This window comes from Mediterraneibacter hominis, from assembly GCF_014287475.1.
Classification (GTDB): Bacteria; Bacillota; Clostridia; order Lachnospirales; family Lachnospiraceae; genus Mediterraneibacter; species Mediterraneibacter hominis.
Genome location: NZ_JACOPF010000001.1, coordinates 272,409 through 287,135 on the forward strand (window position 1 = coordinate 272,409; position 14,727 = coordinate 287,135).

The following is a 14,727-nucleotide window of genomic DNA, read 5'->3' on the forward strand; positions in this document are numbered from 1 at the left end:
TTTTATGAGAAGCAGAACTGTACAGCCGGTAAAACGGCGGGAACAGAGTAAAAGTATGCGGGGGAGGAAAAAGAAAAATGCAATAGGGGATACCCAGCCTATAAAAGTATCTTCGCATACACAACCATTGCGGGCGTCCTCGGATACCCAGCCGATAAGAATACCCTCAGGGCAAAGGAAGACAAGGTCAGCCTCATATAGAGGAAGATACCAGCAGGCAGTTTCACGGCGCAGAAAGGAAATTTCTGTACCAAAACCAGAGGCGCAGCTTGAAAAGAAAGTGAAAAAAAAGCAAAGTAGTGTGACAGGTGCACTGCTTGGCACAAGAGCAAAGGGGAAAGAAACAAATGCAGTACAATATTTTGACTATGACCTGCTGCTGGCGATTGTATTTTTGATGTGCTTTGGGCTTGTTATGCTGTATAGTACCAGCGCATACAGCGCACAGGCGGATTTTGGAAATGATATGTATTACTTTTCCAAGCAGGCATTGATTGGGGCGGTTAGTTTTGTGGGAATGATGATTGTTTCCAAAATTGATTACCATTTTTATGGAGCATTTTCTTTTGAACTTTATATTTTTGCAATGATTTTGATGGCGCTCGTGCAAACACCGTTGGGAGTGACGATCTATGGAGCGAGAAGATGGATACAGCTGCCGGGAAATATGACACTACAGCCTTCAGAAATTACAAAAATTGCAGTAATTCTATTCCTTTCTTATGAACTATGTAGAATTGGAAAAAAAATAAATACCAGAGCTGGAATATTGCGCGTATTTGCCTTTGGTGCAGTGGCGGCAGGCGGTGTAATGTTTCTGACAGACAACCTAAGTACAGCGATTATTGTGATGGCAATATCTTGTATTCTGATTTTTATTGTTCATCCGAAAACCAAACCTTTCATAGCAATAGCGGCTGGGGTGGCAGCAGTGTTTGCGGTTGCGGTGATGGTGATGTCAGTTACTTTAGTAAACAGCGATAATTTCCGTCTGAGACGTATCCTTACTTGGCTGGATCCGGAGAATCATTCTGATACGGGCGGGTTTCAGGTTATGCAGGGCCTGTACGCGATTGGCTCTGGCGGCTTCTTTGGAAAAGGGTTAGGAAACAGTACACAGAAACTTGGAGTGATACCAGAGGCACAAAATGATATGATTCTGACAGTTATTTGTGAAGAATTGGGAGTGTTCGGTGCGATTGTCATTCTGCTGTTGTTTGGCTTTTTGTTATATCGTCTGATGTTTATTGCCAGAAATGCTCCGGACTTATATGGTGCTTTGATTGCCAGCGGAATTTTTGTACACATTGCACTTCAGGTTATTTTAAATATTGCAGTTGTGACAAATCTGATTCCCACAACAGGAATTACATTGCCGTTTATCAGTTATGGGGGAACCTCTATTTTGTTTTTGATGACGGAGATGGGGATTGCTCTGGGAATATCGAGAAGAATTAAACTGGAGGATTGACAGATTCTGTAACAGCTTCTTTTTAAGATTGAGAAAAAGCCTTTTCATACTGTGAAAAGTGTGATATATTGATATGGAGTTATGTAGTAATTAAAACTACATATAATAGAAATATACTACACGGAATACGGTGCAGGAGGATGGAAGATGGAATATAAGATAATTGTAGACAGCTGTGGCGAGCTTACAGAAGAGATGAAAAAAAGCGGAGTGTATGAGACAGCTTCTTTGAGCATGCAGGTGGGTGGAGCGAATATTGTGGATGATGAGTCTTTTAATCAGGCAGATTTTTTAAGAAGAGTGGCTCAAAGCCCAGAATGTCCAAAGTCATCCTGCCCTTCTCCTGAAAGGTATATGTTGAGCTATAAAGGAGAGGCGAAAAGAGTGTATGCAGTGACGCTCTCATCTGAACTGAGTGGTTCTTATAACAGTGCAGAATTAGGAAAGAAGCTATATATGGAAGGAAACGAAGAAAAACAGATACATGTGTTTAATTCCAGATCTGCTTCTGTAGGAGAGACTTTGATTGCACTAAAGATACGTGAATGTGAAGAAGAAGGTATGAGGTTTGAAGAGGTTGTACAGACAGTGGAAAATTATATCGAAGGGCAGCACACGTATTTTGTGTTGGAGAATTTGGAAACGCTGAGAAAAAATGGACGGCTGACGGGGATAAAAGCAATGGTTGCAAGCGCATTAAATATCAAGCCTGTCATGGGTGCTACACCGCAGGGAACGATTTGCCAGTTGGGGCAGGCAAGAGGCATCAAGCGCGCTTTGACAAAAATGGTCGAACAGATTGCAAAAGAATGTATAGATTCTAAGAAAAAGATATTGGGAATTGCACATTGTAACTGTCCCGAACGAGCAGAGGAAGTAAAGCAGATGCTTTTAGAAAAGCTGGAAGTAAAGGCAAGCTTTATTGTAGATACAGCAGGAATCAGCACAATGTATGCCAATGACGGAGGTATTATTGTTGTTATCTAGTCGTAACAGTTCAGCCATACAGATGTACGCTCGCAAAAACATGCAGGCATGTTTTATACTTCCCGCACACTGTATGGCTGAGCAGTTACATCTAGTCTTTCATACTTTAACCGCTACTTGTCAAATTGTGGAGAAGTGTGGTAAACTAGTTTAAGAATGGATAGTGAAGGAGTAAGCAAAAATGAGCCAGGAGAAAGTAGAGCGTTATAAAAAAGAAAAAGCAAACAGAAAGAAAATTATGAAGAAGCAGAGAATGATGGGAATTATGCGCAAGACGGTTCTTTCTCTGGCAGCATTGGCTTTGGTGGTTTGGATAGGATACTCAGCTTATGATATGTATGATTCTGACAAGGAAAGAACAGTGGCACAGGTTAACTATGACGCAGTGAACACCTATTTAAATGGGCTTACAAAGACAGAAGAAACAGCAGAATAGACGAAAGGCAAAAAATTCCAGACTTAAATTTAAAAATAAACAGAATATCCTGAAAATCGGTGAGAGTTGAAAAATATACTAGATGTAGGATGCGTGAGAGAACGTGCATCCTACATTTAGTATATAAGGAAAACTTAAAAGATTTTCAGGATATTTTTTTATTGCTTTGAAAAACTGAAGAAACAAAAAAATCACAAAAAAGGGGTTGAAAAAGGGGAAAGTGTGGTTTACAATGGAGTCAAGTGGTGAGAAGTGGTAGACAGTGGTACAAAGTGGGGAGAAATGTGGAGGCCCACATAAAGAGAAAGGGTTCCAGATGTTATTAGGGGAGTTTAATCATAGCATTGATGAAAAAGGCCGATTAATCATTCCAGCTAAATTACGGGACGATTTGGGAGAGAGTTTCGTAATCTGCAATGGGCTGGAGGGATGTCTCTTTGTCTACTCACAGGAAGAATGGAACAAATTTGTTGCTGAACTGGAAACCTTGCCACGAATGAATAAAGATGCCAGAATCTTTAAGCGTTACTTTTTCGGAAGTGCCTCAGAAGGCAGTTTTGATAAGCAGGGGAGAGTGCTGGTACCACCATCTTTACGGAAAGTTGCACACCTGGAAAAAGACGTGGTTTTAGTGGGAGTTCAGGATCGCGTGGAAATCTGGGATAAAGCGCTTTGGGAAGAGAGAAGCCAAGTCAGCGAAGAAGATTTGGATGCGATTGCGGAACGTATGGAATCAATCGGGATCCGCATCTGATTTGAAACAGTAAAGGCAAGGTGGGAGAGAAGGATGGCATTCAAGCACACATCAGTATTACTTGAGGAAACAGTAGAAAGTCTGGAAATAAAACCAGATGGGACGTATGTAGACGCGACACTCGGAGGAGGGGGACATGCCTTTGAAGTGTGCAGGCGTTTAAGCAGCAAGGGGAGTTTTATAGGAATAGACCAGGATGCCGCGGCGATTGAAGCGGCAAAGAGCCGGCTGTCTGACTTTGGGGAGAAGGTCACAATTATCAGAAGCAACTATTGTGACTTGAAGTTGAGGCTAGGTGAACTGGGAATTGAAAAAGTAGATGGTATTGTACTGGATCTTGGAGTCTCGTCTTATCAATTGGACACTGCAGACAGAGGGTTTTCCTATCGTGTGGATGCTCCTCTGGATATGAGAATGGATCAGAGACAGACAAAAACAGCAAGAGACATTGTCAATGATTACAGTGAAATGGAGCTATATCGGGTTATCCGCGACTATGGGGAGGACAAATTTGCAAAAAATATTGCAAAACATATTGTCAGGGAGCGTAAGATACATTCGATAGAAACGACAGGACAGCTTAATGAAGTAATCAGGCAGGCGATTCCGATGAAGATTCAGAAAACAGGCGGACATCCATCAAAGAGGACATTCCAGGCGATTCGGATTGAATTAAATCAGGAGCTGGAAGTTTTAAAAGGTTCGCTGGATGAGATGATAGAGATGTTAAATCCAAGGGGAAGGATATGCATCATTACGTTTCATTCACTGGAGGACAGGATTGTAAAGAGTACTTTTAAAAGGAATGAAAATCCATGTACCTGTCCAAGTCACTTTCCGGTTTGTGTTTGTGGGAAAACAGCAAAGGGAAGAGTGGTTACAAAAAAGCCGATCCTTCCGACTAAGGAAGAGATGGAGAACAACAGCCGTTCTAAGAGTGCAAAGCTTCGGGTTTTTGAACGACTGTAACAACTGGGAGTATCTAAAAATATAAGATGTCAGGAAGGGGAGAGCCTGACAAAACAGATTAAGAAAGGGGCAGACGCTTATGGCAACAGCAAGAAGAAATACAAACAGTTACAGGCAACAAAGATATGCTGGCGGAGACCAGAGAGCATTTTATGTCTATGGAAATACCGTACGCCAGGCGGAGATTCTGCCAAAGAGAGAGACAAGAGAGCACACAGAGCAACCTAGGCGGACAAGCAGACAAGTCAGAAAAAATAGAAACAGAGCGCTTAGTATAAGTCCGGCATATGCAGGCTTTCTTGTAGTAGCAGCATTCTGCGCAGTATTTGTATGTATGATGTATTTGCAGCTTCAATCAGATATAGTAAGCCGTTCAGAAAATATTACGGCGCTGCAGCAGGAATTGACAGACTTGACAGAAGCCAATGATACAGCTTATAATGCAGCTACAGATTCTGTAAATCTGGAAGAAGTGCGCAGCAAAGCAATGGATGAGCTCGGGATGGTCTATGCGGCACAGGGAACAGTGATTGAGTATGACAGCCCGACGAGTGATTACGTGAGGCAGTACAGTGATATTCCGAAAGACGGGGTGCTGGCACAGTCTAAGAGCGTAACGGAGTAAGGATTTTAATAAATGGCTAGAAAAAATAAGCGAAAAAACAGATTTGAGTTTTTAACAAAAAAATTTCCGACGAGGATGCAAAAAAAGCTGGTACTGTTGTTTATGGCAATTATACTGGCTTTTGTTGTTCTTATAGGAAGAATTACATATATTAATGCTTCCAAAGGCAGTGGATATACAAAGATTGTTTTGGATCAGCAGGGCTATGACAGCAGAGTGATTCCATATAAAAGAGGAGATATTGTAGATCGTAACGGTACGAAGATGGCCACCAGCGAACGAGTTTACAATGTAATTTTAGACGTAGAAGTAGTAACCTCTAAGGAAGAATATCTGAATCCAACCAGAGAAGTATTAAAAGACTGCTTCGGAATAGAGGAAAGCACTGTAGATGAAGTGATAGAAAAAAATCCGGACAGCAGGTATGAAATACTTGCAAAAGGTGTAGAATATGAGACAGCGAAAAGGTTTCAGGACATTGAGAACGATACAGAAAATTACCCGAATGTAAAAGGGGTCTGGCTGGAAGACGACTATGAGCGTGTGTATCCATATAATACGCTGGCAAGTGACGTAGTGGGCTTTACTGTTTCGGGAAATGAAGGAGCTGTCGGAATAGAGAGCGCCTATAACGATGTGTTAAACGGTACAGATGGAAGAGAGTACGGTTATTTTGCGGGCAAGTCGTCGGTGGAAGGTACAGTAAAGGCCCCGCAGAATGGAAATACCGTTGTCTCTACGATTGATGTGACGCTGCAGAGTATTGTGGAACAGTGTATTTTAGATTTCAACAGCAAATATGCAGAAGAGGGAGAGACAGGCAGCAAGAATACAGCAGTGATTATTATGAATCCTAATACAGGAGAAATTCTGGCAGAAGCATCCTATCCCAATTTTGATTTAAACAATCCGAGGGATTTGTCTTCTTTATATTCAGAAGAAGAGTGGAAGGCAATGTCGGAAGAAGAGCAGGTGGAGGCCATGAATACATTGTGGAGAAATTTCTGTGTCAGTGATACCTTTGAGCCTGGCTCTACAATCAAGCCTTTTACCGTTGCGACTGGTCTGGAGACAGGAGCAATCACAGGAAATGAAACATATGAGTGCGGCGGTTACCTGCATGTAGGAGATTATGACATCAGCTGCCATTTAAAAACAGGTCATGGGACAGTATCTGTGCAGGATGCCATTGCATATTCCTGTAATGTGGCGCTTATGCATATTGCCGAAGCGATTGGGATTGAAAATTTTACAAAATACCAGAGGGTTTTCGGCTTTGGAGAGTATACAGGGATTGATTTGCCGGGAGAAGCGTCTACAGCACCGCTTCTCTATACAGCAGATACGATGCAGGTTACGGATTTGGCGACCAACTCCTTCGGGCAGACATTTAATGTGACGATGACACAGCTGGCAGCGGGATTTTGTTCTTTGATTAATGGAGGATATTATTACGAGCCCCATGTAGTAAAACAAATACAGGATGAGGACGGTAAAGTAATCGAGACAAAGGATCCGGTATTGCTTAGAAAAACGATTTCTGCAGAGACTTCCGCACAGCTGAAACAGTATATGAAGGGGACAATGGAATATGGGACAGGAACAGCGGCGAATGTGGAGGGATATGACATTGGAGCAAAGACAGGCACCGCGGAAAAGCTGCCGCGGGATGATAAGAAATATTTACTTTCCTTTGCCGGATATGCGCCTCAGGAGAATCCAGAAGTGCTGGTGTATGTGGTAATTGACGAACCGAATGTGGAAAACCAGGATAACAGTGCGCTTGTGTTGGAATTAGCACAGAATATTATGGCGCAGGCATTTCCGTATCTGGATATTACAACCATAGATGGATATACACCGGAAAGCGGCGGTACAGACACAGAAGCAAACAGCGGGGATACACAGACGGAATATACAGATTTTGACGCAAATTATGAAGACACGTACAGCAACGAAGACGGGGCATATGTGGATGACAGTTATACACCAGATTTGGATGACTGGGCCACGGGAGCACCATCGGAATAATCCGATTATAAGATAAGAGAATGAATAACCTTACAGAAGAATTAATATGTTTTAGAAAGATTCTTTTGTAAGGTCATTTATTTTATGAAGAACAAAACATATAATAAAAAGAAAATTTTAGTCGTATTTGGGTGCGCGTTTGTTATTTTATTTGGATTGATCGCAAGACTGGTATATCTGATGGTATTTGACGCAGAATATTATCAGGAAATGGCAAAGGCATTGCATGAAAGAGAACGGGAAATCAAGGCGGCGAGAGGAGAAATAGTAGACAGGAATAAGGTTGTCCTGGCGACAAACAAAACAGTCTGCACGATTTCTGTGATTCACAGTCAGATTGAGGACGAAGAACTGGTGATACAGACATTGGCAAAAGAACTGGAGCTGGATGAGGAAACAGTGAGAAAGAAAGTAGAAAAAGTGTCTTCCATGGAGAAAGTAAAGACAAATGTAGAAAAAGAGGTAGGAGACAGGATTCGAAACTATAATCTGGCTGGAGTGAAGGTAGATGAAGACTACAAAAGATATTATCCTTATAATGAACTGGCGTCCAAGGTGCTCGGATTTACCGGAGGAGACAACCAGGGTATTATCGGCCTGGAGGTAAAATATGAAGACTATTTAAAAGGGACGAACGGCACGATTCTGACCATGACAGACGCAAGAGGGATTGAACTGGAGGGAATCGCGGAGGACAGAATTGAACCGGTTGCCGGAGAGACACTTCAGATCAGTCTGGACTATAATATGCAGGCATACTGCGAACAGGCGGCTATGAAGGTAATGGAAGAAAAACAGGCGGACAGCGTGTCCATTCTGCTTATGAATCCACAGAATGGGGAAATTTTATCTATGGTAAATGTGCCGGAGTTTAATTTAAATGAACCTTATGAGTTAAATACTGGTGTGAATGAAGAAACCTTATCAGACGAGGAATTACAGGATGCATTGAATCAGATGTGGAGAAATGGCTGTATCAATGATACATATGAGCCAGGCTCTACATTTAAAATCATTACTTCATCGGCATGTCTGGAGGAAGGCGTAGTATCTTTGGATGATACTTTTTCCTGTCCGGGTTATCGGATTGTAGAGGACAGAAAAATCCGCTGCCATAAAGTAGGCGGCCATGGAAGTGAAACATTTGTAGAAGGAATTCAGAATTCCTGTAATCCAGTATTTATCGACATTGGCCTTAGGCTGGGGGCAGAAAAATTTTACGACTACTTTGAGCAGTTTGGATTATTAGATATGACAAATGTAGATTTGCCGGGAGAGGCAGGTACGATTATGCACAAAAAAGAAGATATAGGAACCGTAGAACTTGCAACAATGGCGTTTGGACAGTCTTTTCAGATCACTCCGATACAGATGGCGACGACAGTGAGTTCTCTGATAAATGGAGGTACGCGGGTTACACCGCATTTAGGGGTCGCAGTTTTGGACGAAGCAGGAAATGAGATAGAGCGTTTTTCTTATGAGACACAAAAAGGGATTGTATCAGAGGATACATCAAAGACAATGCAGATGCTTTTGGAGTCTGTGGTGGCAGAGGGGTCTGGAAAAAATGCATATATTGAAGGATATTCTATTGGAGGAAAAACGGCAACCTCCCAGACACTTCCAAGAAGTGCGAACAAATATATTTCTTCATTTATCGGATTTGCGCCTGCAGATAATCCACAGATATTGGGAATGGTTGTGATTCACAATCCGCAGGGTGTCTATTATGGCGGTACGATTGCGGCTCCTGTTCTGCGAAATATTTTTGACAATGTCCTGCCGTATATGGGGATTGAAAAAGAATAGGTTATGCTGTATACTGTATGGGGTATTTTGAGCGTAAACCTGTAAAGACAAAAGAGATGAAGAGGTGTATTTATGAATAATGACGTAATTATTCCGGTGCTTATATCCTTTGCAATCAGTCTGATATTAGGACCGGTGGTAATTCCTTTCCTGAGAAAACTGAAGATGGGGCAGACAGAGCGTGAGGAGGGTGTACAGTCCCACTTGAAAAAGGCAGGTACTCCTACAATGGGAGGAATCATCATTCTCGCCAGTATTATTATTACCTCGCTGTTATATGTAAAAGAATACAGCGAAATTATTCCAATACTGTTTCTGACAGTAGGATTTGGAATTATCGGCTTTCTGGATGACTATTTAAAAGTGGTGATGAAACGTTCGGATGGATTATATCCGAAACAGAAGATGGCGCTTCAGATTGTAGTGACAGCAGTATTTGCCTATTATATTGTAAAAGTGGCACATGTGCCGCTGACTCTTTTGATTCCTTTTTCAGACGGAAAATATCTGGATGTCGGCTGGGCAGCGATCCCGCTTCTGTTTATTGCGGTCATTGGCACTGTCAATGGAACGAACTTTACAGATGGGCTTGATGGGCTTGCGTCCAGCGTGACAGTCCTAGTAGCAACATTTTTTACAGTGGTCGCTATTGGAACGAAGAGTGGAGTGGAACCGATAACCTGTGCGGTTGTAGGTGCTCTGCTGGGATTTCTTTTGTTCAATGTTTATCCTGCGAGTGTATTTATGGGAGATACAGGGTCTCTTGCCCTCGGAGGCTTTGTCGCCGGAACTGCTTATATGATGCAGATGCCCCTGTATATTATCATTGTAGGTCTGATTTATTTAGTTGAAGTTGCTTCTGTTATGATCCAGGTAACATATTTTAAGAAAACCGGCGGAAAACGAATTTTTAAAATGGCACCGATACATCATCATTTTGAACTGTGCGGATGGTCTGAGACAAGAGTGGTTGCAGTATTTTCTATTATCACAGCGATCCTCTGCCTGATTGCGCTGATGGGGGTATAAAGATGAACATAAAAGGAAAAAAGGTACTTGTATTTGGTTCTGGAATCAGTGGAACAGCGGCAGGCAGGCTTCTTCTGTGTCAGGGAGCGAAGGTGGTTTTGTATGATGGGAATGTATCCCTGGATAAAGAAAAAATACACGCTCAAATAGCTGGTGGAACAGCGGGCGAAGTAGAAGTGATCCTAGGGGAACTGCCTTTAGAGGTTTTGGATTCGCTGTCCTTGACAGTGATAAGTCCTGGAGTTCCGACAGACCTGCCGATTGTGGAGGAAATGCGCAGAAGAAAAATTCCGATTTGGGGAGAGATTGAGCTTGCTTATGTGTTCGGTAAGGGAGAGGTACTGGCTATTACAGGAACAAATGGTAAGACAACAACAACGGCGCTGCTTGGAGAGATTATGAAAGAGGCCGGCAAAGATACCTTTGTCGTTGGAAATATAGGAAATCCATATACAGATATTGCACTGGAGACGAAGAGCGACTCTGTAATTGTTGCGGAGATGAGCAGCTTTCAGTTGGAGACAGTACATACGTTTAGACCAAAGGTAAGCGCTATTTTGAATATTACGCCGGATCATTTAAATCGTCATCACACGATGGAGGCATATATTGAGGCGAAAGAAAAGATTGCCGGGAATCAGACAAAAACAGACTTTTGTATCCTAAATTATGAGGATGAAGTGACAAGAAAATTCGGAGAAAAAATAGAAGCAGAGGTTCTATTTTTCAGCAGCCAGCGTAAACTTAAGAGAGGTGTATACTTAGAAAACGGCAGTATTGTGTTTGACTTAGGAGAAAAAATACAGCTCTGTCATGTGGAGGAACTGCAGCTTTTAGGGACACACAATTATGAAAATGTGATGGCTGCGGCTGCAATGGCATTTTCTTATGGAATACCGATAGAAAGTATTCAAAAAACGGTGAAGAAATTTAAAGGTGTAGAGCATAGAATCGAGTTTGTTGCGGAAAAGAACGGGGTCGCTTACTATAATGATTCTAAGGGAACAAACCCAGACGCGGCAATCCGGGGGATTCGGGCAATGAAAAGACCGACGCTTCTGATTGGAGGCGGATATGATAAAGAATCCTCCTATGAGGAATGGATACAGTCCTTTGACGGGAAGGTAAAAAAGCTGGTTCTCATCGGGGCGACAAAAGAAAAGATCGCAGAAACGGCGGAGAAATTAGGCTTTAAGGACGTAGTACTGGCAGATACATTTGAAGAGGCATTTTCTTTGTGTGTGGAGATGGCTGCCCCTGGAGATGCGGTGCTTTTGTCACCCGCATGTGCGAGCTGGGGAATGTTTAAAAATTATGAGGAACGTGGAGATAAATTCAAAGAACTTGTAAATCAGCTATAAGGAGTGAATTTTATTGGAGCGTCCGGCAAAAAAGAGGCGGTATGACGATACGCTGCTGGTTGTGGTGATCATTTTAGCAGGAATCGGATTGATTTTGCTTTACAGTACGAGTGCGTATAATGGCGAAACAAAGTTCCATGATTCCTTTTACTATTTAAAAAAACAGGGATTTGCGACTTTACTTGGAATTGCAGGGATGTTTATCGTTGCCAGGATTGATTATCACAGGTGGGTTCCACTGGCGAATCTGGGGTATTTGGCAGCAATCGCCCTTTCAGTTGCCGTTATATTAGTAGGAGATGAGTACAACGGGTCCAAAAGATGGCTGTCTTTGGGCCCGCTTTCATTTCAGCCGTCTGAATTTGCGAAGGTGGCAGTCATTTTGTTTCTCGCCTGTCTGATTACGAAGAATGTAAAGAAGATGGATAAATTCAGAACATTGATTAAGGTGATGCTTCCTGTGCTCCCCATTGTGGGATTGGTAGGTGCAAGCAATTTGAGTACAGCTATCATTATTCTTGGAATTGCAGTCGTACTGGTGTTTGTAGCGAGTCCGAAATATGCACAGTTTATCTGGATGGGGGCAGCAGCCGCCGCATTTCTTACAGTGTTTCTGGCACTGGAAAGCTACCGGCTGGAGCGCCTTGCCATCTGGAGAAATCCGGAACAGTATGAGAAAGGATATCAGACCTTGCAGGGACTCTATGCGATCGGAAGCGGAGGGCTGTTTGGAAGAGGGCTCGGACAGAGTGTCCAGAAACTGGGATTTCTTCCAGAAGCACAAAATGATATGATTTTTTCTATTATATGCGAAGAATTAGGGCTGGTGGGTGCAAGTATAATTATTCTGTTGTTTCTGATTCTTATCTGGCGTTTTTTTGTGATTGCGACGCGGGCAAAAGATCTGCTGGGAGCAATGATTGCGTCTGGCGCGATGGCACATATGATGATTCAGGTAATTTTAAATATTGCGGTTGTAACAAATACCATTCCTAATACAGGAATTACACTGCCGTTTATCAGTTATGGAGGAACCTCGGTGGTGTTTCTTCTATTAGAAATGGGGCTTGTGTTAAGTGTGTCCAATCTGGTAGAATAGAACACACCTGTATGTACATGAAGGAGGAATTTGAATGAAGAAAAAGAGACGAAAGAGGAAAACAGGAAGAAAAATTCTGATTACTTTTCTGACATTGTTCCTGCTTGGCGTGATTGTGGTGTTTGGATTCCGGACAAAAAACATTCAGGTGACAGGAAACTCTTATTATGGCGAGAATTCGATTGTGACGTGGATTTCGAAGGATAAATTGTCTGTCAATTCTCTTTATACTTTTTTAAAATATCGTTTTATGAATCCGACTCTCCCTTCCGGCGTGGAAGAGATGAAGGTGTCTCTAAAATCTCCTTGGACTGTAAAGGTGCAGGTAAAGGAAAAGACGATGATAGGATACATTGATTATGACAATGCATATCTGTATTTTGACAAAGAGGGAACTGCGAGCCTGCGCACGAAAAAGGTGATAGAGGGAGTACCTTATATTCAGGGCATGGAAGTAGAGCTGTCTAAGGTAAAGATAGGAAAAGCGCTTCCTGTGTCAGATAAAAATATTTTTCAGAAAATTGTGGAAGTTTCTAAATATTTAGAAAAATACCAGCTCAATCCGGACAGCATATCCTGCCCGGGAGGAGAGATTTATCTTACGTTTGGAGTGGTGACTGTTCAATTGGGAAAAAAAGAATATGAGGATCGTATTGCACAGATTCCGCCTATTCTTGAAAAGCTGACAGAGCAGTATCCAGATCAGGCGGGAATTTTGCATTTGGAAAATTATGACACTTCAAATACAGCGATTCGTTTTGTGCCGGAAGCAGCGGAGGGAGAATAGCAGAATAGAGAATAAAAAGTGTGTGAAAATGCAAGAAAATACAAAAAAATCTATTGATTATTTGCTAAAAAGACTATATTATATACTTATTGGATTATATCGTTCAATAAAGGGATGTATAAAAAAATTAATAGGACGACAAAGGAGGAAATACTCTTGTTAGAAATTAAAACCAATGAATCAGAAGCAGCTGCAAGAATTATAGTTGTCGGTGTCGGCGGCGGCGGAAATAATGCGGTAAATCGTATGATTGACGAGCAGATTGCAGGTGTGGAATTTATAGCAGTAAATACGGACAAGCAGGCATTGCAGTTATGTAAAGCGCCGACTTTAATGCAGATTGGGGAGAAGCTTACGAAAGGACTTGGCGCGGGAGCGCAGCCGGAAGTAGGAGAGAAAGCGGCAGAGGAGAGCGCAGAAGAGATTTCAGCAGCGTTAAAAGGTGCGGATATGGTTTTTGTTACCTGTGGGATGGGCGGCGGAACCGGAACCGGGGCGGCTCCTGTTGTAGCGAGAATTGCAAAAGAACAAGGGGCGCTGACTGTCGGAGTTGTGACAAAGCCTTTCCGGTTTGAGTCTAAGACGAGAATGGCAAATGCGCTTTCGGGAATTGATAAATTAAAAGAAAATGTAGATACAATTATCGTAATTCCGAATGATAAACTGTTAGAAGTAGTTGACAGAAGGACAACGATGCCGGAGGCATTGAAAAAGGCAGATGAGGTTCTTCAACAGGGTATCCAGGGTATTACGGATTTGATCAACGTTCCATCTCTTATCAATCTGGACTTTGCAGATATCCAGACAGTTATGAAGGATAAGGGTATCGCACATATTGGTATTGGAGAAGGCCGCGGAGACGATAAGGCATTGGAGGCTGTAAAGCAGGCTGTGGCAAGTCCGCTGCTTGAGACAACGATCCAGGGTGCCTCCCATGTGATTATTAATATTTCCGGCGACATTACCTTGATGGATGCTTCTGATGCGGCAGACTATGTACAGGAGCTGGCAGGTGAGAGCGCGAATATTATCTTTGGTGCAATGTATGATGATACAAAATCAGATGAGGCGAGAATTACGGTCATTGCTACAGGATTACATAATGTAGGCGGAAGTGCTTCTAAGTTAAAAGCGAGATTAGAGGGTCAGCAGAAAGTAGGTTCTATTCTTCCATCCGGAGATATGCTTGGAAGAGCTTCTGACGGAGAAGGAAGAACTGCCGGTGGGTTTGCAAAGAGAACGGCTGGCGGTACAATGCCGACATTGCAGCAGCCGCGCACTCCGTCCAGCAATGTAAAGGAACAGTCCATTAAGATACCGGATTTCTTTAAGAAATAAGTAATAAAAAATCTAAACCAGACAGCCTGTC

General features: G+C 42.4%; 13 protein-coding genes. All 13 read left to right on the top strand.

What is annotated here, in order from left to right:
* Positions 1-4: 4 nt before the first annotated feature.
* The 13 genes from H8S37_RS01235 (at position 5) to ftsZ (ending at position 14,696) form a co-directional block, all read left to right on the top strand.
* The gene (locus H8S37_RS01235; protein WP_186874240.1) at positions 5-1,471 is read left to right on the top strand and encodes an FtsW/RodA/SpoVE family cell cycle protein; all 1,467 of its coding nucleotides are present in this window, start codon (positions 5-7) and stop codon (positions 1,469-1,471) included.
* A 147-nt stretch (positions 1,472-1,618) separates the two neighbouring features.
* A complete protein-coding gene (locus H8S37_RS01240) occupies positions 1,619-2,458 on the top strand; it encodes a DegV family protein (protein WP_186874241.1) in 840 nt (279 codons plus the stop codon).
* Positions 2,459-2,639: 181 nt separating this feature from the next.
* Complete coding sequence (locus H8S37_RS01245; RefSeq protein WP_186874242.1) at positions 2,640-2,894, top strand: hypothetical protein; 255 nt, start codon at positions 2,640-2,642, stop codon at positions 2,892-2,894.
* Positions 2,895-3,210: 316 nt separating this feature from the next.
* A complete protein-coding gene (mraZ, locus tag H8S37_RS01250) occupies positions 3,211-3,648 on the top strand; it encodes a division/cell wall cluster transcriptional repressor MraZ (RefSeq protein WP_186874243.1) in 438 nt (145 codons plus the stop codon).
* A gap of 33 nt (positions 3,649-3,681) precedes the next feature.
* Positions 3,682-4,617 (top strand): 16S rRNA (cytosine(1402)-N(4))-methyltransferase RsmH, encoded by a 936-nt coding sequence (gene rsmH, locus H8S37_RS01255; RefSeq protein ID WP_186874244.1) that lies wholly within the window; start codon positions 3,682-3,684, stop codon positions 4,615-4,617.
* A gap of 79 nt (positions 4,618-4,696) precedes the next feature.
* Complete coding sequence (locus H8S37_RS01260; RefSeq protein WP_186874245.1) at positions 4,697-5,242, top strand: hypothetical protein; 546 nt, start codon at positions 4,697-4,699, stop codon at positions 5,240-5,242.
* Between the two features lie 12 nt (positions 5,243-5,254).
* The gene (locus H8S37_RS01265) at positions 5,255-7,273 is read left to right on the top strand and encodes a peptidoglycan D,D-transpeptidase FtsI family protein (RefSeq protein WP_186874246.1); all 2,019 of its coding nucleotides are present in this window, start codon (positions 5,255-5,257) and stop codon (positions 7,271-7,273) included.
* 84 nt (positions 7,274-7,357) lie between these two features.
* Positions 7,358-9,082, top strand: coding sequence for a peptidoglycan D,D-transpeptidase FtsI family protein (locus tag H8S37_RS01270; protein WP_186874247.1), 1,725 nt, complete (start codon positions 7,358-7,360; stop codon positions 9,080-9,082).
* A gap of 72 nt (positions 9,083-9,154) precedes the next feature.
* Entirely contained in the window at positions 9,155-10,111 is a 957-nt protein-coding gene (mraY, locus tag H8S37_RS01275) for a phospho-N-acetylmuramoyl-pentapeptide-transferase (RefSeq protein ID WP_186874248.1), read from the top strand.
* Positions 10,112-10,113: 2 nt separating this feature from the next.
* The gene (gene murD / locus H8S37_RS01280; RefSeq protein ID WP_186874249.1) at positions 10,114-11,472 is read left to right on the top strand and encodes a UDP-N-acetylmuramoyl-L-alanine--D-glutamate ligase; all 1,359 of its coding nucleotides are present in this window, start codon (positions 10,114-10,116) and stop codon (positions 11,470-11,472) included.
* A gap of 13 nt (positions 11,473-11,485) precedes the next feature.
* Positions 11,486-12,571, top strand: a complete 1,086-nt coding sequence (gene ftsW, locus H8S37_RS01285) for a putative lipid II flippase FtsW (protein WP_186874250.1) — start codon at positions 11,486-11,488, stop codon at positions 12,569-12,571.
* A gap of 34 nt (positions 12,572-12,605) precedes the next feature.
* Complete coding sequence (locus H8S37_RS01290) at positions 12,606-13,358, top strand: cell division protein FtsQ/DivIB (protein ID WP_186874251.1); 753 nt, start codon at positions 12,606-12,608, stop codon at positions 13,356-13,358.
* A gap of 156 nt (positions 13,359-13,514) precedes the next feature.
* Positions 13,515-14,696, top strand: a complete 1,182-nt coding sequence (ftsZ, locus tag H8S37_RS01295) for a cell division protein FtsZ (protein WP_186874252.1) — start codon at positions 13,515-13,517, stop codon at positions 14,694-14,696.
* Positions 14,697-14,727 lie beyond the last annotated feature (31 nt).